The following is a 23,133-nucleotide window of genomic DNA, read 5'->3' as shown; positions in this document are numbered from 1 at the left end:
AATCACCCAAATGACCAACTTTAAAAAGAAGTTAGATTTCCGGCAAATCTGGAACATGAGTTTTGGCATGCTGGGAATTCAATTTGGCTTTGCGCTACAGGGAGGATTTATGTCCAGAATCTTTCAGACACTGGGTGCTGACAAAGACGCTTTTCCCATGCTTTGGATAGCTGCTCCTCTGACGGGACTATTGATTCAGCCTATAGTAGGGTACATGAGTGACCGCACCTGGCACAATCGATTTGGGAGAAGAAAGCCTTTCTTTTTTGTTGGGGCCTTGCTGAGTTCTATTGCGCTGTTTTTCACCCCCTATTCATCTACACTTTGGATGGCTGCGGGAGCCTTATGGATTCTTGATGCCTCAATCAATATCAGCATGGAGCCTTTTCGCGCTTTGGTGGCTGATAAACTTCCTGATTCCCAACGTTCCTATGGCTTTGTGGTGCAGACGCTGATTATAGGCACAGGCACTTGGGTCGCGTCGAATCTACCATGGATAATAACTCGGCTGGGTGTACCGAATACGGCTCCTGAAGGTATAGTCCCTGATTCGGTGAAATATGCTTTTGCCATTGGAGCTTTCGTCCTATTCTCGTCTATTCTATACACCATTATAAAAACCAAAGAATATCCACCCGAAGACATAGCTGGTTTTAAACATCAGAAAGCTAACAGTCAGGGATTGTTAAAGGGGGTAAAAGAAATTTTAAGAAGTATTTCAGATATGCCCGTAGTCATGAAGCAGCTCGGAGTAGTTCAATTTTTTTCTTGGTTTGCTTTCTTCACCATGTGGAGTTTTGCTACACCTGCGATTACTGAGCACATATTTAGAGCTACTGACACCAGTTCGGCCGCTTACAATAACGCTGCTGACAGTGTGGGAAATTATTTAGGAACCTATGGATTAGTGTCCATGTTTGCGGCACTGATCTTATCAGTGTTCACCAGTAAATACAGAATCAACCGAAAACTTCTTCATCTCACAAGCCTAGTGGCAGGAGGAGCAGGATTTATCTTAATATATTTCATTACAGAACCATGGATGCTTCATATCTGCTTTGGATTAGTCGGAATCGCCTGGGCAAGTATGCTATCTATGCCTTATGCCATGCTTTCCAGTTCGGTAAATCCGCAAAAAATGGGGATTTACATGGGGATTTTTAATATGTTCATCGTTATTCCCCAGATCATTGCGGCAGCGGGTGGGGTCAATTTCCTCTATAAATTACTTTTCGGTGAGGCTGTAATCAACACCATGCTCTTGGCCGGAACACTCTTGATTCTAGCAGGTCTAAGCAATCTGCTGATTACAGACCGAAAAGCTGCCCATGACTAATTCCAGAGGATTTCTTTGAATGGAAATTCTATTTGATTTTCGGTTCTTACCTTTACACTAACTGAAATCCAGACCAATGATACCGAGCGTGACGAAAAACATCGCGCAGTAGGTTACTTATTCTTGCAAGATTTCAATGCCTGCCCCGACTGGTCGGGGCAGGCATTGAAACAAATTATAAACACATGAAAACCCTTCGAATCACCGGCGTTCCTGAACATTTCAATTTCCCCTGGAGAAAAGTTGTAGAAGCACAACCTTTCGAAAAAGAAAGAATTGTCCTTCAATGGACGGATGAATCCAGAGGTTCCGGCCAGATGAACAAGGATTTGAGAGAAGACAACACGGATATCGCCATTGTCCTTACCGAGAGCTTTCTGAAAGATTTTGAAGCCGGAAATCCAGCTAAAATGATTGGTTTCCATGTAAAATCTCCTCTTAACTGGGGAATTCATATTTCAGGTGATTCTCCTATCAATTCAGTGGATGAAATAAAAGAACCTTCCTTTCTAATCAGCAGACCGGGATCCGGATCACAACTGATGAGCTATGTACTGGCCAAGCGGGAAGGCTGGAATTCTGATACGCTGGAATTTAAGACAGTAAACAACTTGCCTGGGGCTCTGGAAGTGATGAATGCGCGTAATCCTGAAATGTTTCTCTGGGAAAAGTACACTACCAAACCTTGGGTGGATTCTAAGAAAATGAAGCGGATCGGGGAAGTCCCAAGTCCCTGGCCCTGTTTTGCCATGATTGCTACAAATAAGGCATTGGCAGAATTTGGGGAGGTAATATTTCAGTTAAGAGACCTAGTCTATCAGGCTTCTAAAGAACTTCAATCAAGCGATTCTGCGATTGATGAAATTTCCGAAAACTACGGATTGGATGCTCCTGATGTGGAAGAATGGTTTGCACAGACAACATGGGCTGTTGACGCGAAAATCTCAAGGACTCAATTGATGAATTCCATGAAAACCATGAAAGAGTTGGGAATAATCTCTGAAGAGATTCCCTTAGAGAATTTCCTTACCTCCCAGCAGCTTTTAATTACCGTCTAAGACTTTACTTATAGGAATTTTGATAGACACTTTCGTGCCTTCCCCTTCTTTGCTTTTAATATGTAAATCGCCTCCATTCATCCGGGTGAATTCCTTGCAAATCTGAAGTCCCAGTCCGGATCCCTTTTCTTTTTTAGTACCTAAAGTAGAATTGGATATAACGTATTCCCTGGAAAGCACGGCATCGATCTGCTCTTCCTTCATACCAACCCCTTGATCTTTGACACTCCATACAATCAGACCATTGTCTATTTTAGCTGAAAGCTGAATCACGTCTCCGGGTTTGGAAAATTTCACTGCGTTATTTAAAATATTTCTGATCACCACCTCTATCAAATCCCGATCCGCATAAATCTCTAAGTCAGCAAGTAAGGATGAATCGTCGATTTTCAGTGATTTCTCCAATAACTGAGGTTTGATCAGCTTTAATGTGGAACTTACCAGTTCTGATAGATTAAAATTCACTCTGCAAAGCTTGAACCCTTCCATCTGAGCCATAGACCATTTCAATGTATTATTTAGTGTAAAATACACCGAATCTACGTCCTTCTTTAAACTGTGTATCAGTTCATCAAATTCTTCCTGGTCTAGATGCCCGGAAATCAATAAGTCTACAATAGACTTTACCTGCCCTACAGGCCCTCTCAAGTCATGCCCCAGTATAGAAAATAACTTGTTTTTGGTTTGATTGATTTTCTCAAGCTGGGTGGATTTGGCTTCCAGTTCCGCATTCTGCTTGTAAATTCTCCGTTTTTGTACTATCAGCCCAGCATTATACCTTTTAATATTACGATTTAGGATAAACAGCCAAGCCATGAGCCCAAAAATCAAGATAGAGCCAATTCCTATCAGAATCATTATCCTTCTATTCATAGCCAATCTAGTGGCTTGATGCTCATTCTGCGCTACAAGTAAGTCTAGCTCTGATTGCTCCAAATCATTCTGGAACATCCCCTGCATCAATGCCAATCTATCCCTCGCTGCTCTGTTTGCCAAAGAATCGTTCAACGCCACATAATTCGATTGCTGTTCAAAAGCCTCTCTATAATCCCCCATCTCTTTGTAATATTCTGCTAAATATTTATAGCTGTTTAAAAGTTCATCGAGATAACTGTTTTGGCTAGACAACTTCACTCCCTCAAGCAGTACTTTCTTAGCCTGTTCCGGTTTTCCATTTAGAAGATACGTACGCCCTAGTCTATGCAAAACACTGGCATTAAAAGCTGTGAGTCCCCTGGCTTCACCATTTTTGAGAGCTTTTTCATAAACACGTTCTGCAGAATCAAATTGATTTCTTTTTAGGTAAACATCGCCGATGACACGGTTTGAGAATGACAGCATGTAGGGTGAGCCCGCACGGGTATTTACCTCAATAGCCTTTGAAGCATACAGCATAGCAGAATCATATTCATCCAGGTACAGATAATTGAAGGCGATATTATTAAGGCTCCTTATCATGGTATAAAGATCATTTTCTTTATTGCTGATCTCAAAGGCCTTTTTAAACTGAATAATGGCAAAAGTGTAATTATGCTGCTCATAGTACAAAGCCCCCATGTTGTTCAACACCCGTGCAGCCTCTTGAAGATCCTCTCCTTCTATCGCCAGATCATACGCACTTTTAGAGTAATCAAAGCTCTTCTGCCACTGTCCTCTACGGTAGTAGATCCAGCCTATATTTTCTTTCGCCTTCGCTTCTCCGGATTTATGGTTCAGGGAATGTGCTAACTGTTCTGCTTCCGATGCATATTCAAATGCTTCCTCCTGCTCGACTTCGCGAAGGTAGGAAGACAACTCATTTAGAACTGTCAATCTGTTTTCACCCGTAGTAGTAGAAAGCTCGCTTTTGAGACTATCTATATTTGGGACTTGGGCAAATGCTCCAATGGTGACACTCAGAAAAAAAGTAAGAAAACTATATAATTTTGGGTTCAAATGTTTTTTACTATTTATGAATGGTAAAAGTAATTAAATACATTACACCGAAACCAAAAAATAGATAAACATCAAAATCTACTTCTTGAACTCCTCCCAGTCCCAATTTTTGTTCATTTGAGAGATTGCATGATGTGCAGTCAAATCATATTGACAGGGAACTATCGAAATATAGTTGTTTGCGATCGCCCATTCGTCATTATCTTCTCCCTTATCAAAATTCACAAAGTTACCTGCTAGCCAAAAATACTTTCGTCCGTTAGGATCAAATCGCTCATCGAATTCCTCCTGCCACTTTGCTTCTGCTTGGCGGCAAACCTTCACCCCTCTGATATCCTCATTTTGCTTTGGAGGAAAATTTACATTTAGCGCGGTGCCCTTAGGCATTCCATTCTTCAATACCTGGCGGGCAATTTTCTCCACCCAATCTTCTATATGGGAAAAATCAGCATTTAATGAAAAGTCGCATAAGCTAAACCCAATTGAAGGATATCCTTCCAAAGCACCTTCGATGGCCGCAGACATAGTTCCGGAATAAAGCACCGAAATCGATGTGTTGGAGCCATGGTTGATCCCACTTACTATCAGATCAGGGCTTTTATCCTTCATCACATAATGCTTAGCCAGTTTCACACAATCCGCCGGAGTTCCGCTTGATTTATATGCTTTTACGTCTTCGAAGATATCCTCATCATCCAGACGGAGCGTCTCTCCAATGGTAATGGCATGTCCCATGCCTGACTGGGGACTGTCAGGAGCTACCACGACTACATCTCCCAGCTTCTTCATTACAGACACAAGCACACGGATGCCCTTCGAGGTGATTCCATCGTCATTAGAGACTAGAATTAAAGGTTTTGACATTTAATTTTGATTCAATTCGTTGTAGTAAGCTGTAATCCTAAGAAGATCACCTCTCTTATCATAATCCAAGCGGTTTTTTCGCATAAAAAGTGAGATCTGTTCGTCATGCCCCGGAAGCATTTCAAAAAGGTCTTTTTTCTTCATGCTGTATTGTTCAATTTTACCATTTTTCAAAAAGTAAAATTTAAAAGCAAGTCTTTGTCCCATCATCGATGGACCATAAAAAGGATTCATTCCATAGCCTCCCATCATACCATACCCTCCCATGCCTCTGGAGTCGGTAGCTACATATTCTCTGCAAAGCAAAGCAAGGTCGTCTCCTTCGGTCAGCACCTCAAAGAAAATGGGTGTAGCGTAATCACTTCCTTGAGCATAAGGCAGGCTGAAAAACTTGCGAACCCCACCGTATATTTCATCATACAATTCAAAATAGGTGACGTTGGTAGCAGTAAATGTATCCACTGTCTGATCTTGAAGCTGGACCACATTATTTTCCAGATCATACTTGATATTCCCTCCATACACCTGCCCATCAGCGGCATAGATATTACCCTTGTGCCAAACCTGCGAAGGGAATTGATTCTGCGCAACTGAAATAGTTATGCCCAGAAATAACAAGCCAAGTATTAAGAGCGCTGTTTTCACGGTTTTCATCATATCCTTAATTACGCAATAAAATATCCTCAGGTTGAAACTACTTCCGGTTTTATTGTCCTAATATCAGATTAAGAACAGGATTTTATTTCAAAATATTGTGCCCCATCTTATCTCTTTTGGTTTGCAGATATTTCTCATTGTGCACATTAGGCGCTATTTCAATGGGAACTTGCTCGACTATCTCCAGCCCATACCCCAGTAGGCCAACACGTTTCTGGGGATTGTTCGAAATTAAACGCAATTTACTCACTTCCAAATCTCTTAAGATCTGCGCTCCCACACCATAGTCTCTACTGTCCGAAGGGAGTCCCAAGGCAAGGTTTGCCTGTACGGTATCCATACCTTCTTCTTGTAGCTTATAGGCTTTCAGCTTGTTGATAAGACCAATGCCTCTTCCTTCCTGATTCATATAGAGTATTACTCCTTTGCCTTCTTTCTGTACCATCTGCATCGCACCGTGAAGCTGGGGTCCGCAGTCACATCTGCAAGAGCCAAAGATATCCCCAGTCATACATGAAGAGTGTACACGGACCAAAACAGGTTCGTCTTTCTCCCATTTGCCTTTAATCAGTGCAAGATGCAACTCTTGGGTATTGGTCTGGCGAAAGGCTATCAATTCGAAGTCACCAAAATCAGTAGGTAAGTCCACACCTATTTCACGCTGGATCAGCGACTCATGCTTTAGCCTGTAAGCAATCAAATCTTTGATGGAAATCAACTTCAGATTAAATTTTTTGGCAACTTCCACTAGGTCGGGAAGTCGGGCCATGGTCCCATCTTCATTCATGATTTCCACCAGAACTCCTGCGGGAGAATATCCTGCCAAACGGGCCAAATCGATAGCCGCTTCGGTATGTCCCGCTCTTCTCAGCACTCCACCTCTTTTTGCTTTAAGTGGAAATATATGCCCCGGTTTACCAAGTTCGTTAGGGTCAATAGAATCATCCACCAGTGCTTTGATCGTTTTAGCTCTATCGGCGGTAGAAATCCCGGTAGTGCATCCATGTCCAATCAAATCTACAGACACGGTAAATGGGGTTTCGAAGGCAGCGGTATTATTGCCAACCATCAGCTCCAATCCAAGCTTTTCACAGCGATCTTCTATCAACGGCGCACAGATCAGCCCCCGTCCGTGAGTAGCCATAAAATTGATGATCTCAGGGGTGACAGTCTCAGCCGCACATACGAAATCACCTTCATTTTCTCTGTCCTCATCATCTACTACGATGATTACTTCTCCATTTTTGATTGCTGCTATGGCATCTTCAATTGGATCCAGAATATATTTTTCCACGAAGTTTGTGTTTGAATTACTACTTAGAAAGACAAATTTACACGCTTTCAAATCTTAAACAGGTAGGAGCCAAATAAAGTTTGGTTTTATCCAATCACTATCCCCAACTCTCTATCAATCTCAAGCTGAACTTTTTTGAGCTCAAAGTAGATCACCTGAAACTCATGTACTTTATCATCGGAAAGATGCTCGGATTCTGCATTTTTTATTTTCTCCTTAGCCTCTTCCATAAGCTTGTGCACCATCTTGCGCTTCAATCTCAGAATGGATTTGAAGCCTGTCATCGTGAGGTCGTCAGATTCAGTATTGATAATAATCTGATGGGTATCCGTCCAGTGACGGGATACTTCATGCCGTACAGTGACTAGATCTATCACTTCCTTTTGCACAGCTTGATCTCCCAGCCCTATAAAAAACTCGGCGGTCGGGATCTCACCCTGAAGGAGGCTCTTTCGATAGAGATCCAAAATTTTATTGTAGATGGGTGTGGTGAACTCCAGATCCTCTGTCTCCGATAGCAGGTATTGGCACAAGTGCATTTCCTCATCACCCAATTTTTGCCAGCCGTAATTCACCAAGATTCTAATCATTTCACGTTCTTGGATTTTTAGGATTTCAGAAAAAGAAGTGGCCGTTTCATCAGGAATCAGTTCCTCCATTGCCTGCTCGGCAAAAAGGTCATCTTTTTGGTTATTAAATTTTTCCTTCTGGCCCTTCAGAATCAATTTATTCAACTCAGCATGAATGATATCTTCTTCTATGCTTAGGAGTCCCGAAGCTTCTTTGGCATATACTGAGCGAATAATCGGATCCGGAATTTTCCCAATACTTTGAACTACCTCACGGATCACTTCTGCTTTTCGGATCGGGTTCTTGGTAAACTCTTCTTTGTACAAGCTAATTTTGAAGCCAATAAAATCCCGGCTATTCTTCTCCAGATAATCCTGAAATGCCTGTGAACCGACTTTTCTTGAATAACTGTCCGGATCTTCTCCGTCGGGGAAAACTACCGCTTTCACATTCAAGCCACCTTCCAGCAGTAGGTCAATACCACGTAGTGAAGCCTTTATCCCTGCCGCATCCCCATCATATAGTACAGTAACTTGATCCGTAAACCGCTTAATCAGCTTGATTTGTCCTTCAGTAAGCGAAGTTCCTGAAGAAGCAACAACATTCTCTATTCCGGACAGATGCAGGCTTACCACATCGGTATATCCTTCTACCAGATAGCAATTGTCCTTTTCTCTAATCGCCTTTTTGGCCTGAAACATCCCGTAGAGCACATCACTTTTGTGATAGACAGGAGTCTCAGGAGAGTTGATGTACTTAGGCTGGTTTTTATCCTTGGTAAGAATCCGTGCGCCAAATCCAAGTGGCTTTCCACTGATATTGTGGATGGTGAAAATCACCCGGTTTCTGAACCTGTCGTAGACTCTGGAAGCGTCACCTTCTTTCTGCAGGATCAAGCCTGCCTTCAAGAGCACTTCCTCACTGAATCCGGATGATTTGGCAGCTTTTAGAAGATTGTCCCAACCTTCCAACGCATAACCCAAATCAAACTTTTCGATAATTGCAGGAGTAAATCCCCGCTCTTTGAAATAACTGAGGCCAATTGATTTTCCCTCAGCAGTTTGAAGGTTCCTGACAAAAAAATCCCGGGAAAACCCCAAAGCGATCAATAAACTTTCCCGTTCGTTTTGAGCTTCGTTCTGCTCAGGTGTGCGGGTTTCGTCCTCTTCCACTTCGATCCCATACCTACCCGCAATATGCTTGATTGCTTCCTGAAAACCTATGCCTTCAATGTCCATTACGAACTGAATGGGGTCCCCTGCTTTGCCACAGCCAAAGCATTTATAAATTTGCTTGGCGGGGGAAATCGAAAACGAAGGCGTTTTTTCTCCATGAAACGGGCAGTTGGCCCAGAGATTTTGGCCCTTCTTTTTCATAGGCAAATAATCGCCGATCACCTCTTCGATGTCCATGCGTTCTTTGACCTTGTCCGTAGTAAGTTTGCTGATGCCCATAGGAAAATGAATGGAGCAAAGTTAATGGCTCAATCTAAAAAATGAGAACTTTCCTGAGTTTCTCCCAGTTCACAGGTAGAATACATTTTACTTTCATTCTTTATTTAGAAGTCTTTAAGCTCTAAATTGCGCAAAATTAGAACATTCACCTCATGCAGTTAACTAAGGATAATATCCTGAAAACACTTTCCCGAGTACAAGACCCTGATTTAAAGAGGGATCTGGTTACTTTGGGAATGATACAGAAAATTGAAATCAGCGGTAATAAAGTCAGCCTCAACGTAGTTCTCACTACTCCAGCCTGCCCGCTGAAAGAAGTCATCAAAAACAATTGCCTAGAAGTACTCGAAGAAGACTTTGGAAAAGAACCTGAATGGGATTTATTCATGACCTCCAAAGTCACTACGGTCAGAGATGCGGCGCCTGTGCTGCCGCAAGTGAAGAATATCATCGCCATAGCCTCAGGCAAAGGCGGTGTCGGTAAATCTACCACAGCGGTAAATCTTGCAGTTTCCTTGGCAAAATCAGGAGCAAAAGTAGGATTGATCGATGCCGATATTTCGGGGCCGTCTATTCCTACCATGTTCAATGTAGAAGCTGAGCAACCAACGGTGAAAAAGGTCGGAGACAAAAATATAATCATTCCTATAGAGCAGTATGGAGTAAAATTGATGTCTATTGGGTTTTTGACTCCTGTAGACAGTGCGGTAGTATGGAGAGGCCCTATGGCAAGTTCTGCACTGAAGCAGTTTATATCTGATGTAGAATGGGGAGAATTGGATTACTTGTTGATCGATTTGCCTCCCGGGACTTCGGATATTCACCTCACGATGGTGCAGACAGTTCCCGTGACCGGAGCAGTGATTGTGACTACCCCACAGAAAGTTGCTTTGGCAGATGCCAACAAGGGATTATCGATGTTTAGACAGCCACAAATTAACGTGCCCATCTTAGGTGTTATTGAAAATATGGCTTATTTTACACCGGAAGAACTGCCTGACAGTAAATACTATCTATTCGGTAGAGAGGGAGGTAAAAGACTCGCTGAAAAATACGACGTACCGTTTTTGGGAGAAATACCAATCGTACAAAGCATTAGGGAAAGTGGTGATTCAGGCTACCCTGCCGTCTTAAAAAATGGGATAACCCAAGAATCTTATATGAACTTAGCTGAGGAAATAGCTAGACAAATTGCCATAAGGAACGCCTCTCAGAATAAAACTGAGGTGGTAGAAATTAAAGCTTAACATTATGCAACCGGAACTTAGAGAACAAATAGAATTTGCACTTGATACAATTCGCCCATATCTGGAAGCAGATGGTGGAAATGTAAGGATAGTAGAGCTTACCGAGGATATGGTTTTGAGACTGGAATTGCTAGGCTCATGTGGATCCTGTCCTATGTCTACCATGACGCTAAAAGCAGGAGTGGAAGAAGCCATCAAGCGCGCAATACCTGAAATCATACGTGTGGAAGCAGTAAATCTTACGGTTGCTTAACCTGAAATTGAATGAAAAAAGGTTTTCGGGTTTTTGACAAAGCCAGTATGCTCCTACTGGGAGTATACGCTGTCTTATCATCAGGCTTTGCGCAGCAAACTCAGACCTTTGGGCTTATAAATCAGCTTAACCAATCCAATTCCCATACGCATAGAGAACAATGCGCCCATACAATTTTGGAGCAAAAAATGGAGAAAGAATTGGGTTTTTTCGGTTCAAAACCATTTTTTGAAAGTTGGATCACGGAAAAAATCGAGGACAAAGCACTCCAGCCCCAAATTTTATCCAGAACTAACGAGGATCCCATATTGATTCCCGTAGTAGTTCATGTGATACATACAGGAGAACAAATAGGACAAGGCATAAATGTTCCTGAATCACAGATTCAGGAACAGATCAGGATTTTGAATGAGGATTTCCAGCGGTTAAATGCCGATGCGGCTAATACTCCTGCGGAATTCCTGCCCGTTGCAGGTCAGCTAAACATTGAATTTATTCTTGCCAAACAGGATCCCTCAGGACTACCCACGGACGGTATTACCCGGACCCTTGGCTCCAAATCCACATATGACCCTAATAATGATGCCTCTATCATCGGGCAGCTGATACAGTGGAACCCGGATGAATACATGAATATGTATGTGACAGCTTTGGTAAGTCCCTACATAGGTTATGCATCATTCCCTGTTTCTGATTTACCCGGGCTTAGTACTTCTCAGAGCTCATCTATCACTGACGGTGTAGTGATTGACTATAGATACTTTGGTACCGGAGGAAGTGCGGTATCCTCATCGCGGGGTAGAACAGCCACGCATGAAGTAGGGCATTTTTTTGGTTTAAGGCATATATGGGGCGATGGCGGATGCGGTGTGGATGATTTTGTAGAAGACACCCCCTTGCAAGATGGCTCCAACAACTCCTGCAGTCCCAATGCTACCCGCTTTAGCTGTGATACCAACGATATGATCCAAAATTTCATGGATTATACGCCTGATGCCTGTATGAATCTGTTTACCATGGGCCAGATAGAACGATTTGAAGTTGTTCTTGCCAATAGCCCCAGAAGAGTAACTTTGATCAACAATAGAGCTACCGTAGACCCTGTACTTGCAGATAATGATTTGGCCATAGCCAGAGTAATTGAACCGGGAAGTTTTGAATGCGATGCTTTGATTAATCCTTTCATAGAGCTGCTGAATGCCGGGGAAAATATTCTGACCTCCGGAAGAGTTGAACTAAGGAGAAATGGAACATTGCTAGAATCCAAAAGATTTACCTTCAATCTAGAGACGGGAGAAAGCATTGTGGTGAATTTTGATGAATTTACTCTCCTGCCAAATGCCAACACGGTAGAGTTCACCGTCACCCAAGCAAATGATGTACCCGACACCGGCACTGACAATAATACACGAACCATTACACCTGTTCTGCAACAGGCGATAGACCTGCCCTACACTACTGATCTCGCCTCATTTCCATCACCTTGGACTATAGTAAATCCTGATAATTCAGTGACTTGGGAAAAAAGCACCCTGACAATTTCAGGTAATTCGCAGGAGGTAATTTATATCCAACACTTCGAATATGAATCCCCGGGGCAGCTAGACTATTACATCTCCCCTATTATTGATTTGTCCAAATATCCCAATGCACAACTTGTATTTGAAATGGCTCATGCCCAGTATAATCAGACAGGCTATTCGGATAATTTAATGATAGCCGTATCTCAGGACTGCGGAAACACATTTGACATGGCAACTGCTCCATATAACAAGAATGGCCAACAATTAGAAACATCCTCGGCTACACTGGATGAATTTATCCCAACAAATGACAGCCAGTTCAGGACAGAACTGGTCAATCTAGCCAAGTATTCTGATCTTGGATTGGTGCGCTTTGCATTTATTACGGAGAATGCTTACGGAAATAATATTTACATCAAAAACATCAGGATTCTTCCCAATGAAGAGTATAAATATGGGCTGCGCATAGATGAAATTTTTTCACCAACTCCAATTGCGGATGGCACAAGTGAAACTGACAGTACCAGATTAACCAACACCGGTAATCTTCCCATTACCAGCTTCCAATTTTCCACAAAAACAAATAATGACGCTACGCAGACGTATCTAGCCAGTGGCAGTATAATCCAACCAGGCGAAAGCTTCAACATCAGCACACCGAACGCTACTTCAGAAGGAAAAAATGAGCTTAAATTTGTGAGCTCTCTACCAAACTTTGATCAGAACGGAAATAATTCTGATAGTCTCACCAGGTATGTAATAGAAGATGCCGGTACTATCTCTGTCCCTTGGAGGCAAAATTTCAATAGCTCAGGAGAATTTACTCCTTGGCAAACAGTGAACCCTGAATCAGATGCTGAGCCTTGGTCTGTCTCTTCAATTCCCGCAGGAGAGGGTTCCAACAATATAGCCGGGCTAACCACCGGCAAAGCCGTCCAAAGCTATTGGTTGGGAACTCCTGTCTTTGACCTTTCCGTAAGTAGCCAAGCCGGCATTTTCTTTGATTTGGCCGCAGGTGAGGTAAGTCCCAACACGACATTGAGCCTAATGGCCAGTACAAATGGTGGAAACACATACTCAGAAGTGTGGAATGTGAATGGCACTGAGCTTTCTACCGTTTCTGTAGGAGAAGCCAATCCAAACAGCACGGGGGATTATCTGCGCAAATTTGTCAATTTAAGTGAGTTTGCAGGATCAGGAAACACTCAGACTAGGCTAGCTTTTGTGGTGAAAAATGGCGAAGAAACAGATTCCCCTATTTATCTGGATAATATAGAACTCTTTTTGAATGCAAATCCGGAACCTGTGATACCTGCAGCGGGTTTTTCGTTGCTCTACCCCAACCCTGCACGGGAAATATTTAATATTACGTTCAATTTGACTAATTATGAGGACATGACTATTCAAATCATTTCCAGTACAGGAGCTGTGGTTCAAGAAATTGAATATCCAAACACGCTAAATCAAACTTATTCCTTTAGCACACAACTGTTTTCCAAAGGTGTTTTTATTGTGAAAATAACCGGCAATACCATTCAGGACACCAGGAAGTTGATTATTAATTAATCAAAAATATGCCAATGAAAACCTCTTCGGCTTATTTTTTGCCAATGGAATTCAGCGGTATTAGGGTAATCCTTTTTTGTAGGGATTGAATTCCCTCTTATCTTTAACGTGGATTATGCATTAGGCTTAGTAGTTAGAGCTATAATTGCAAAAAAATCAGACTGTTTGGAGACTTCTTCCCGGCGGTACTATGACTCAGTATGCTAGCAGCTGATTTTGAAGCAATTAAAGACCTTTATAACTTGTGTGCCATGGCGCAGAATTGCTAATGCTTATTTCAGGTTTAACCTTTAAAATTTCTCAGATATTTCATTCAGCTCCCCTTTTGAAAAAGATATTAATTAACCTCCTCGTGATTATCGGAATTTCAGTTTTACTGGGCTTCCTTTTTTTGAAAATATACCTTCCTATGTACACCAATCATGGTGAGTCGGTATCGGTTCCTGATTTATCAGGCTATACCTTCGATGAAGGTGTGGATATTCTGGATCGTGCAGGCCTTCAATACGACGTGTCGTTAGACTCAGGATTCAATACAGACCTCAAGACTTTTGCCATATTGAAGCAAATTCCTGAAGCAAATTCTCAGGTGAAGAGTGGTAAAACGGTTTATCTTACTTTGAATGCCAAAAACCCTCCGATGCTCAAAATGCCAAATTTGGTGAACACCCCTTTAAAGAATGTGCAGGAGATTTTGGCAAATATGGGCCTTGAACGAGGTGATATTGTATATGTTCCGGACATCGGGATCAATGTGGTGCTGGAGCAAAAATACAGAGGAGTGACTGTGAAGGAAGGTTTTGAAATCCCAAAGGGCGCGCGAGTGGATTTGGTAGTGGGTGATGGATTGGGCAATCAAATACTTGCAGTACCTGATCTGAAAGGAATGGACGAGGTTGATGCTGAATTTATGATTTTAGGCTCAAGTCTAAGAGTGGGTAATAAATACTACCTAGAGACCGACTCGGTAGGTGCGGGACAAGTTTTGAGGCAATCCCCCCCTGCGTCCAGACAAGTAAAAACCGGTGAATTGGTAGATCTTTGGATTGCTAAAGATAATTTTTAAGCTGAATGCTGAATACGCTCCATATACTTCGAATGGTAGGGCTGGCTACAGCACTATTTATTTCGACTTTGGCCTATGGTCAATTGGTGGAGTTTGCTCCTATTCAGAATCAAAAAATAAAACCGCAGAATCCATCAGCTCAGCAAGGAAGAATTCTGGAAAACAATACGCTCCCATTCTGGGATGATTTTTCGCAAGGAATTGACACGCTGAAATGGACTGTTTCGGGAGCCTCCTACACAGAAACGATAGGACTGAATGCCCCGTCCATTGGAATGATCCTACTGGATGGTGTAGGCGCAAACGGTAATCCCTACTCTTTATCCGAACGAGACCAAGGAGAAACAGACTACCTTACGTCTAAGCCATTTGACCTAAGCTCGTTAAATTCATCAGACAAGGAAAGCTTATTTTTAAGTTTCTTTTGGCAGGCGGCCGGAAGGGCTGAGCTTCCTGATGAGGGAGACCAATTGACACTTCAGGTTCTAACTCCCGAAGGAAGTTGGATTACAATTTGGAGCCAGCCGGGAGGGGTAGGAATTGACACCGATGTATTCAATCAGGAAATTGTGCAAATTATTCCTGAATGGCAACATGACTCTTTTCAGTTCCGGTTCTATGCAGAAGGCAGACAATCCGGACCATTTGACAGCTGGTTACTTGACTACATCTACCTGAACGACGGCCGAAGCAGCTCAGATCTAAGCTATAGGGACAGAAGCCTTACCAGAACCAATGAACTTAGAATCGGAGATTATGGTGCCTATCCTTTCGCCCTGCTAGAAGCAAATCAAGGCGGGCTTTGGAGCAGTATACAGAATGAATTCTACAATCTGGAAAATCGCTTTCGTGCAATGGAATACTCCATCGTCATCAGAGACTCTTCTACGATGCCTTCCACTCCCATCAATCTCAACACCCCATTCAACCCAGTACCGAATGCACTAGAGCGGAGGGTGTTTGAAAGTAGGGAAGTTGATGAAATACCAGTTCCAAAGAACGAAACTACCTTGGAGATTATCTCTTCAATCACCTCTGGGGATGAATTACTTTATGAAGTAGTAGCCGGGGATACCACTTACTTTTCAGGTGTAAATTATGAGTTAAATGATACCGTAAGGACATCATTCCCACTCTTGGACTATTTTGCCTATGACAATGGTTCCGCTGACTATGCCGCCGGAATCAATCAGCGTTCCGGACAGTTGGCCGTGAAATATACTACGCCTGAGGAAGTGTACATCAAGGGAATATCCATCAATTTCACCAATGCCAAGCAAGCCAATCAGGCAGTGGATATCAATGTGTGGAAAGATTTGGACGAAGCCCCAATTTTCAGAAAGGAAGATCTTATACCGGTGAAAGAAGCCGGGCAGGAGTTCCTTTATTATTCTCTTGACACCAATATCCTTGTGGATGGGGACTTCTACGTAGGTTTCACACAATTCACCAATGATTTCCTCCACGTAGGACTGGACAAGGTAAATGACACCGGAGACAAGCTGTTCTACAATGTAGTCGGGGCGTGGATCCAAAATGAGGAAATACGTGGCTCATTGATGATTAGACCACACATTAGCATGGAGGCTCCTTTTGAAGAAGTTCCTGTGGAAGAGGAAGACATCAGGATTTATCCCAACCCTGTGGAGACACTTCTTAACCTTGAAGGGAGGTTTAGTGAAACAAGAATCTTTGATTCCTTTGGAAGAGAGATTTTTCTTGAGCGTCAACTTTCATCCAAAGGAGAAATTGTTAATTTTAACGGACAGCGGCCTGGAGTGTATGTGCTTAATTTGACCACTGAATCCGGCATGCAATCGTATAGAATTTTAGTTAAATAAATTATGGAAGATATCACTGTAGAAGACCTAAAATCCAGATTGGATAACAACGAAAAGTTTGTGTTTCTAGACGTTCGAGAAGAATGGGAATACGATGATGACAACTTGGGAGCCAAAAATATCCCATTGGCAGACCTCCCGACTAGACTTACAGAGTTGGAAGATTATAAGGATACTGAAATCGTAGTTCACTGTCGCTCAGGAGCGAGAAGTATGAATGCTAAAAAATTCCTGGAATCCAAAGGCTTTTCGAAAGTCCGAAATACTATCGGCGGAATATTAGCTTATAGAAATTTATAACAGAGAGGCTGTCTCATAACTCATAATTTCACATTGAGCAGCTTGCCTCGCTGTGGCGGGAAGTCGAAATGGACTTAATTAGCGCATAAAAGGCTTCGCCTTCGCTACCAATGACGGAATTCAAATAACTGTTCAAATGTTGCGTCAGTCCGAGTCCGGAGTCGATGACCCTTCGACTCCGCTCAGGGTGGCCCAACTTTGTTCCTAAAATCACTTACTGTCATTATTCTTTTGTAAATCTTAAATTTTTCTTACTCAGCCTGACAAGAAACCCTATACTCATGAGACAACCACTTTTTTATTGAACGATTTTTGTGAATTCCAAGGGAGCATCCCTCTTGGTTTTGAATAATCTGCTAAAAGATTGTGGATACTCGAAACCTAGTTGAAAGGCTATCTCAGTTACTAAAAACCTAGTAGTGAATAGTAGATCCCTAGCTTTTTCACTTAATTTATCCTGAATAAAGTTCCCGGTATTCCTCCCGGGATGTAATCCAAGCAGATCACTTAGATAGTTTGGAGACAGATTGGACCGATCTACCAATGACTCAACACCAAGGGAATACCTTCTGTTAAGTGCTTTCCCCTGATTTAGGCAGTGCGTGCTGAAAAAGTCTTAGGTATGCCGGATTCAAGGCAGCCGCGTGAAGATGTTTGGGTATACCTCGAATGAGGCCAACGTAGAAGATGGTATGGCTGAGTCTAGCCTAAAAATCTCGATTTTGAGATTTTCTGACGCATAGATAAAGACCTCATGTCGTCCAAAAGCTTGCTCCTACCGAAAAACCGTCCGCATGAAAAATGGGTTAATCATTCAAAATGATGGCTTTTGGCCCATTATTGGCATTTTTCAGCATTCCCTGATCCTCCAGATAGACTTCCCCTGTACGACTACATCATAGTTTACAGTGCTTTGGGTAATAAACCGGCACTTATAAATAAAAACGGTTTGAAAAATTAATAAGAAGCAGAAGTCCGATCCGGGAGATTACCTCATTACATGTGTTTGCAAGCATGTTCAGGTCATTTTCTATTACTTTCTTCCACGTCATAGGTTTAAAGTTTTGAATCACTTCATAAAAAAATGAAGACTGATGTAGAGCAACATAAGGACCTCGCCAAACTAAACAGGTTAAACTAAATACACAATACGTCAAAAAAATCCCTGTGTGGCAAAATATAAATGTACAGCATATTCATGTAAATGAAATGCTAAATTCTGGAATATAAAATAATAAAGACATCTTTGAACTATATATGTAAATAGTTAAATATTTATTTAAACATTATTTTTATATATATAAAAAACATTATTTATAACATTAACGGAAAAACAGTAGCAACAGATTTGCACTAGTCATAAAAAGCAAACCGTCCTACCTCACAAAAATCTTGCCTTCACCGATCTTTGTATAAAAATCCACTAAAGTATACAAATTAATTCAAATAATCCTATATTTACTCATATAGTTCAATTTAAAAATCTTATTTTTATACTAAATTAATTTTTAAAAACAAACATATTTTTGTCTAACGGCTTTTAAACAAAATTAAATGGTGGGCGGTTTGAAACTTGTTCTTAATAAGACATATATTTGCCCAACTAACTATATTTAATAGTTAGAACTTAATTCCAGGACTGGCAAATCACTTTATATTGATTTAAACTTAACCTGTGCTCCCCAAGCTGATCATCTTTTTACCCCCCAATCCCTACTATTATGGAAGTTCAAGCCAAAAAAAGAAAATTGTTATTAGTTGATGACGAACCCTTAATCGGAGTATTATTGAAAAATAAATTCCAATCGACATACGAGGTCACCATAAAACTAAATGGACTTGAAGGATTAAGCTACATACTCGAAGGAAATGTGCCTGATGTAATTATAATTGATCTAAATATGCCGGTGATGGGCGGAATAGAGTTTATCCAAGAAATCAGAAAGTTCAATTATCTCAATCACATCCTGTTGATTGTACTGTCAGGAGAAGAGACCGCCGCCAGTAGGATAGAAGCGTTCAATGTTGGTGCAGATGATTTCCTTATCAAACCCTTTAATATGTCAGAACTATCCCTTCGTATAGACCGGTTTTTCACTAGGTACAATTTCGACAAGTTATGAAAAACCAGTTAGTTTTCATTAATCCCAATCCCTATTTACCAGAAAGGATATTGGAATCCCTAAAAGAAGACTTCGAGATTGAAACCTATAATGACACACTGTCTTTTGTACAGCGTATCAGAACTATATCACATGTTGCTGTTGTATTTGTCTATGGGGATCTGAAAAGTCCTGAATTCATCAATACCTTAAATAAGATCCGACCTTATTCCACTCGGGACGGCTTCCAGATCTGTGTGGTATGGGAGCATTTTGATTTTGAGGATAAAAAGAATGCGGTCAAAAATGGCATCAGCAGCCTATACCTTACAGGAAAGTTTCTTGAAGGGGGCCTGAATACAGCCATAAAAAAACTGATTGCCAATCCCCCTTTGCGACATTCTTTTACGGATAAGCAGACTTCCATTCCGATAGACCGGATCTATAGAATCCCGTTGGGCAAACGGATATTTGACATTCTTGTCTCAGGTTTAGCCTTATTGCTATTGTCGCCTTTATTTCTGACTATTGCATTGCTGATACGAATGGAGTCTAAAGGGCCGATATTCTACAGGTCAAAGCGGGTAGGAAGAGGTTGGGATATCATTTCTTTTTATAAATTCAGAACAATGGTTCCCGATGCTGAAAGTAAACTGAAAAATCTGGGGCACTTGAACCAATACTCCAAGTCCGACGGGCATTCCAAATCCGGGCTCCCCTCCTACCTCTTTGAGAAATGTGAAATTTGCCGGCAATATTCCCAGTCATGCGAAAACCCGCTTTATGACAAGACGGGTAGACAGATCTGTGAAACAATCTACAGGGCATCCAATAAAGGCGGAGGTTCTACCTTCTTTAAGCTTTCTGAAGACCCGAGAATCACTAAATTGGGAAAGTTTTTAAGGAACAGCAGTCTGGATGAGCTACCCCAATTACTAAATGTATTCAAAGGAGATATGTCAATAGTTGGGAATAGGCCAATCCCGGTTTATGAAGCTGAAAAGCTGACTACTGACCAGTTCTCTAAGAGATTTCTTGCCCCTGCCGGAATCACCGGACTTTGGCAGGTGACCAAAAGAGGCAAATCAAGCATTATGTCGGAGGAGGAGCGAATTGGACTGGACAATCATTATGCAGATAATTACAGCTTATGGCTGGATCTTAAAATACTGTTGATGACCTTACCTGCTTTATTTCAAAAAGAAAATGTATAATGAGAATCACGTTGCCTTTAATTTGTGCATCAATTTGGATGTCGTCCATGGGAATGCAGGCACTGCATGCCCAACAAACCGAAAAAGAGCCCTTTGCTGGAGGTATAGAAGGGTTTAATCTGTTCGAAGATATATCAGGACAGTTACCTTCTTTGGACAGTTTAGTCCAAATTGCCATTTCCTATAGCCCAAGCGTACAGACTGCTGTCCACCAAAGTGTAACGGAAACTGAGAGATTGATCTTGCAAAAGAAATTCTGGACAAACCATATCCAGGCATTCGCCAATGTGGCAGCCGGAAATCAAGGGGTATTCATTGCCGGGGTAAACGAGTCCACTGTAAACACCCTGTCCACCGGCTACCGGTATGGTTTAAGTCTAAATCTTCCTTTGTACGAATTTGTTTCCCGGCCTAACCGCATCAAACTGGCCAAATCAGAAATCAAGACTTTTGAAAGTAAGGCAGAAGAAATAAAACTGACCGTAGAGCAGGGGGTAATCCAAAATTACTTTGATCTCCTGGTGGCCCAGAAGGTCATGATAGATCAACACACCTACTTTGAACAGGCGAAAAATAGTGAACAACTATCTGCACTCAGACTAAGAGACAATCAGGTGAGCTTCACCGAGTACACCAGAATCGCTGAAATCAAAGCGATAGCCAGCGAGAAATACTATAAGTCCTACGGTGAGTTTATGGTTGCCTTTCACAACCTGGAGTCATTTCTGGGGATTAAACTTTATGATTTAAAAAAATGATCCGGATAAAGCATCTGATTTGGTATTTGAGGAAATACTATTACCTCTTCCTGATATTCCCCCTACTGCTGTCCGGGGTAGTGATACTGCTGACAGCCGGCTCCGGAAAGATCTATGATTCACATATGGTGATCTACACCGGAATATCCACACGGAAAAGTGCGGATCTGACCGAGTCACTAAAAATCGATTTCTTTACCTCCAATAATTTGATGGATAACATCATTTCATTGATCAGTTCCAGAAAATCCATCGAAGAGGTAAGCCTAAGGCTGCTTGCGCAGCACCTCTCGATGGCGGAACCCCACCCGGCGATCATCTCCGAAAAAAGCATGGAAGAACTTAAGCTCCATATTTCCGATGAGCTTAAAAATAAGATACGTGTCGCAGAAAACCCTGACCTCACCTTAGCTAACATTATCCGATACATGGATGAGAATTACGATAGCCCATTCCACTATTTATTGGAAAACCATCCCCATTACGGCGTGGATAAAATTCTTGAACGGGTTCGCGTAGACCGGAAAAAAAACAGTGATATGATAGAAATATCATACTATCTGGATGACCCGGGGATCGTTTTCCATACTGTGAAATTTCTGGGCGAGGTATACCTCAAGCGGTATGGTGAACTTCGCTACAATGAGACTGCAAGCAGCGTGGAATATTTCCAATCACAGCTGGGAGTAGTCTTGGAAAGCCTCAATGATTCAGAGCAGCGTCTGAAAGAGTTTATTTCGGTAAACAGGATTATGAACTATTACGAGCAGGGCAAGAGTCTAGACTTATACCGTAAGGAAGTAGAAGCCGAGCAGAGCAATGCTTACCAGCTGGCTATGGGCGCAGAAGCAGGCCTGATAAAGTTGGAAGAACGCTTGAAGCAGAATATCGGGCGTTCAGAAGTGCTTGACAGCATCTCCCTAGCCAGAAATCAGGTCTCCCGATTACGTGTGCAGCTTAGCACCATGACAGGAAGTGACCCAGGCCAAACAGCCCAGTTAAAAGCCGACATCAACAAGCTTAATGTAGAGATTAACGAGAAGATAAACAGACTTTATCAGCAGGACTTCAGTGTAGACGGAGTACCTATGAATGACCTGCTCTTGGAATGGCTGAAACTTTACATCGAAAAAGAAAAACAATTTGCCGCTTCGGATATCACGGTAAAAGCAGTGAAAGAAATAGACAAACGGATAGATGAATTTGCTCCCTTAGGTGCTGAGCTTAACCGGCTGGAACGTGAGGTTGACATCCATGAAAGGGAGTATTTAGCCATTATCCACGGTTTAAACCAGGCAAAAATTCAAAAGGAAAACTTCAAACTTGCCCAATCCCAGGTAGTGGTCGATCCTCCCTTTTTCCCCTCAAATGCCCGGAGTTCCAAAAGGAAAATCCTGGTTATCGCAAGCTTTCTGTTTGGCAACCTACTTGTATTGAGTTTTCTCGTTGTAAAGCTTATCACCAATTCTTCCTTGCGTGATACCGCAAGAGCAGAAGAAATTACGGGCTTGAAGGTAGCAGGGACTTTTCCGGCACCAAATACCGATAAACCTTACAGCGAAAAAGATAAAGTAGCCTTTGAATATTGGCTTAATGAGCTTAATCTCAGAAGAAGCAAAACATCCAAAAACAGTCCTTTCCTTATCGGGCTACTGCTGAAAGAAGAAAATCCGGCTAATCTTAAATTAGTGGAATCCCTATTGGCCTTTCTTGCCCAAAAACAATACAGGGGGCACATCCTCCATTCCGGAATTATGGAAGGAGGACTTCACTATAGCGTGGACACCTATTATCATGCGAAAGACGTCTCCGGTTTGTTGCCGACACACGCACCATTGTACAAAGGAACTGATATCCTATTCATACTACATCCGTACTGGAAGGAGAAGCATGTCTCTTTCGACATGCTGCAGCAGACAGACTGGAATCTTATGGTCCTGGATGCCGGGGTAGTGTGGAAGCCTAACTATTCTAAATTTGTAGAAATGATAGAAACATCCACAGGATCAAAGCCTACTATACTCCTGACTAATGTGGACGCAGTTTATATAAGAGAATATACAGGCGCATAAGTCAAGCGGCTTACCTATTACTA

Annotated in this window: 18 protein-coding genes; 12 read left to right on the top strand and 6 right to left on the bottom strand. The window is 42.0% G+C overall.

Annotated features, from left to right (window positions below):
- The first annotated feature begins 10 nt into the window (after positions 1 to 10).
- Positions 11 to 1,336 (top strand): MFS transporter, encoded by a 1,326-nt coding sequence (locus ID165_RS05880; protein ID WP_225587005.1) that lies wholly within the window; start codon positions 11 to 13, stop codon positions 1,334 to 1,336.
- Positions 1,337 to 1,521: 185 nt separating this feature from the next.
- A complete protein-coding gene (locus tag ID165_RS05875) occupies positions 1,522 to 2,394 on the top strand; it encodes an ABC transporter substrate-binding protein (protein WP_192349440.1) in 873 nt (290 codons plus the stop codon).
- On the opposite strand, the gene ID165_RS05870 is transcribed toward ID165_RS05875, so the two are convergent.
- The 5 genes from ID165_RS05870 to dnaG form a co-directional block, all read right to left on the bottom strand.
- Positions 2,380 to 4,329 (bottom strand): tetratricopeptide repeat protein, encoded by a 1,950-nt coding sequence (locus tag ID165_RS05870; protein ID WP_192349439.1) that lies wholly within the window; start codon positions 4,327 to 4,329, stop codon positions 2,380 to 2,382. The genes ID165_RS05875 and ID165_RS05870 overlap by 15 nt on opposite strands.
- 78 nt (positions 4,330 to 4,407) lie before the next feature.
- Positions 4,408 to 5,193, bottom strand: coding sequence for a 5'/3'-nucleotidase SurE (gene surE, locus ID165_RS05865; RefSeq protein WP_192349438.1), 786 nt, complete (start codon positions 5,191 to 5,193; stop codon positions 4,408 to 4,410).
- Complete coding sequence (locus tag ID165_RS05860) at positions 5,194 to 5,847, bottom strand: hypothetical protein (protein WP_225587004.1); 654 nt, start codon at positions 5,845 to 5,847, stop codon at positions 5,194 to 5,196.
- An 85-nt stretch (positions 5,848 to 5,932) separates the two neighbouring features.
- A complete protein-coding gene (locus ID165_RS05855; protein WP_304503153.1) occupies positions 5,933 to 7,144 on the bottom strand; it encodes a bifunctional 3,4-dihydroxy-2-butanone-4-phosphate synthase/GTP cyclohydrolase II in 1,212 nt (403 codons plus the stop codon).
- Between the two features lie 86 nt (positions 7,145 to 7,230).
- Positions 7,231 to 9,168: a DNA primase gene (dnaG, locus tag ID165_RS05850; RefSeq protein ID WP_192349436.1), complete on the bottom strand. Its 1,938-nt coding sequence runs from the start codon at positions 9,166 to 9,168 to the stop codon at positions 7,231 to 7,233.
- A 152-nt stretch (positions 9,169 to 9,320) separates the two neighbouring features.
- On the opposite strand from dnaG, the gene ID165_RS05845 reads away from it, so the two are divergent.
- The 6 genes from ID165_RS05845 to ID165_RS05820 all read left to right on the top strand — a co-directional run bounded on the left by ID165_RS05845 (position 9,321) and on the right by ID165_RS05820 (position 16,964).
- On the top strand, positions 9,321 to 10,415 hold the full coding sequence (locus tag ID165_RS05845; RefSeq protein WP_192349435.1) for an Mrp/NBP35 family ATP-binding protein: 1,095 nt from the start codon (positions 9,321 to 9,323) through the stop codon (positions 10,413 to 10,415).
- A 4-nt stretch (positions 10,416 to 10,419) separates the two neighbouring features.
- A complete protein-coding gene (locus tag ID165_RS05840) occupies positions 10,420 to 10,668 on the top strand; it encodes a NifU family protein (protein ID WP_192349434.1) in 249 nt (82 codons plus the stop codon).
- Positions 10,669 to 10,679: 11 nt separating this feature from the next.
- Positions 10,680 to 13,757, top strand: coding sequence for a M43 family zinc metalloprotease (locus ID165_RS05835; RefSeq protein ID WP_225587003.1), 3,078 nt, complete (start codon positions 10,680 to 10,682; stop codon positions 13,755 to 13,757).
- A gap of 409 nt (positions 13,758 to 14,166) precedes the next feature.
- Entirely contained in the window at positions 14,167 to 14,823 is a 657-nt protein-coding gene (locus ID165_RS05830; protein WP_370539738.1) for a PASTA domain-containing protein, read from the top strand.
- 5 nt (positions 14,824 to 14,828) lie between these two features.
- Positions 14,829 to 16,664 (top strand): T9SS type A sorting domain-containing protein, encoded by a 1,836-nt coding sequence (locus ID165_RS05825; protein WP_192349432.1) that lies wholly within the window; start codon positions 14,829 to 14,831, stop codon positions 16,662 to 16,664.
- 3 nt (positions 16,665 to 16,667) lie between these two features.
- Complete coding sequence (locus tag ID165_RS05820; protein ID WP_192349431.1) at positions 16,668 to 16,964, top strand: rhodanese-like domain-containing protein; 297 nt, start codon at positions 16,668 to 16,670, stop codon at positions 16,962 to 16,964.
- Between the two features lie 298 nt (positions 16,965 to 17,262).
- Here the strand turns inward: ID165_RS05820 and ID165_RS27080 are convergent, their stop codons facing one another.
- Complete coding sequence (locus ID165_RS27080) at positions 17,263 to 17,508, bottom strand: helix-turn-helix domain-containing protein (RefSeq protein WP_192349430.1); 246 nt, start codon at positions 17,506 to 17,508, stop codon at positions 17,263 to 17,265.
- A 1,177-nt stretch (positions 17,509 to 18,685) separates the two neighbouring features.
- On the opposite strand from ID165_RS27080, the gene ID165_RS05810 reads away from it, so the two are divergent.
- Genes ID165_RS05810 through ID165_RS05795 form a run of 4 tightly spaced genes read left to right on the top strand, consistent with a single transcriptional unit; the run spans position 18,686 to position 23,110 of the window.
- Positions 18,686 to 19,087 (top strand): PleD family two-component system response regulator, encoded by a 402-nt coding sequence (locus ID165_RS05810; protein WP_192349429.1) that lies wholly within the window; start codon positions 18,686 to 18,688, stop codon positions 19,085 to 19,087.
- On the top strand, positions 19,084 to 20,280 hold the full coding sequence (locus ID165_RS05805) for a sugar transferase (protein WP_192349428.1): 1,197 nt from the start codon (positions 19,084 to 19,086) through the stop codon (positions 20,278 to 20,280). Before ID165_RS05810 ends, ID165_RS05805 begins: the two co-directional genes overlap by 4 nt.
- Positions 20,280 to 21,038, top strand: a complete 759-nt coding sequence (locus tag ID165_RS05800; RefSeq protein ID WP_192349427.1) for a TolC family protein — start codon at positions 20,280 to 20,282, stop codon at positions 21,036 to 21,038. Before ID165_RS05805 ends, ID165_RS05800 begins: the two co-directional genes overlap by 1 nt.
- A complete protein-coding gene (locus ID165_RS05795) occupies positions 21,035 to 23,110 on the top strand; it encodes a hypothetical protein (protein ID WP_192349426.1) in 2,076 nt (691 codons plus the stop codon). Before ID165_RS05800 ends, ID165_RS05795 begins: the two co-directional genes overlap by 4 nt.
- Positions 23,111 to 23,133: the final 23 nt, after the last annotated feature.

Source organism: Algoriphagus sp. Y33, from assembly GCF_014838715.1.
In the GTDB taxonomy this organism is placed as follows: domain Bacteria; phylum Bacteroidota; class Bacteroidia; order Cytophagales; family Cyclobacteriaceae; genus Algoriphagus.
Note: the sequence above shows the minus strand (reverse complement) of the source record. Positions and strands in the feature narration are given on the sequence as shown.

Coding starts and splice junctions, on each gene's coding strand:
- ID165_RS05880 (WP_225587005.1), top strand. CDS start 11: ATGACCAACTTTAAAAAGAAGTTAGATTTCCGGCAAATCTGGAACATG.
- ID165_RS05875 (WP_192349440.1), top strand. CDS start 1,522: ATGAAAACCCTTCGAATCACCGGCGTTCCTGAACATTTCAATTTCCCC.
- surE (WP_192349438.1), bottom strand. CDS start 5,193: ATGTCAAAACCTTTAATTCTAGTCTCTAATGACGATGGAATCACCTCG.
- ID165_RS05860 (WP_225587004.1), bottom strand. CDS start 5,847: ATGAAAACCGTGAAAACAGCGCTCTTAATACTTGGCTTGTTATTTCTG.
- dnaG (WP_192349436.1), bottom strand. CDS start 9,168: ATGGGCATCAGCAAACTTACTACGGACAAGGTCAAAGAACGCATGGAC.
- ID165_RS05845 (WP_192349435.1), top strand. CDS start 9,321: ATGCAGTTAACTAAGGATAATATCCTGAAAACACTTTCCCGAGTACAA.
- ID165_RS05840 (WP_192349434.1), top strand. CDS start 10,420: ATGCAACCGGAACTTAGAGAACAAATAGAATTTGCACTTGATACAATT.
- ID165_RS05835 (WP_225587003.1), top strand. CDS start 10,680: ATGAAAAAAGGTTTTCGGGTTTTTGACAAAGCCAGTATGCTCCTACTG.
- ID165_RS05830 (WP_370539738.1), top strand. CDS start 14,167: ATGTACACCAATCATGGTGAGTCGGTATCGGTTCCTGATTTATCAGGC.
- ID165_RS05825 (WP_192349432.1), top strand. CDS start 14,829: ATGCTGAATACGCTCCATATACTTCGAATGGTAGGGCTGGCTACAGCA.
- ID165_RS05820 (WP_192349431.1), top strand. CDS start 16,668: ATGGAAGATATCACTGTAGAAGACCTAAAATCCAGATTGGATAACAAC.
- ID165_RS05810 (WP_192349429.1), top strand. CDS start 18,686: ATGGAAGTTCAAGCCAAAAAAAGAAAATTGTTATTAGTTGATGACGAA.
- ID165_RS05805 (WP_192349428.1), top strand. CDS start 19,084: ATGAAAAACCAGTTAGTTTTCATTAATCCCAATCCCTATTTACCAGAA.
- ID165_RS05800 (WP_192349427.1), top strand. CDS start 20,280: ATGAGAATCACGTTGCCTTTAATTTGTGCATCAATTTGGATGTCGTCC.
- ID165_RS05795 (WP_192349426.1), top strand. CDS start 21,035: ATGATCCGGATAAAGCATCTGATTTGGTATTTGAGGAAATACTATTAC.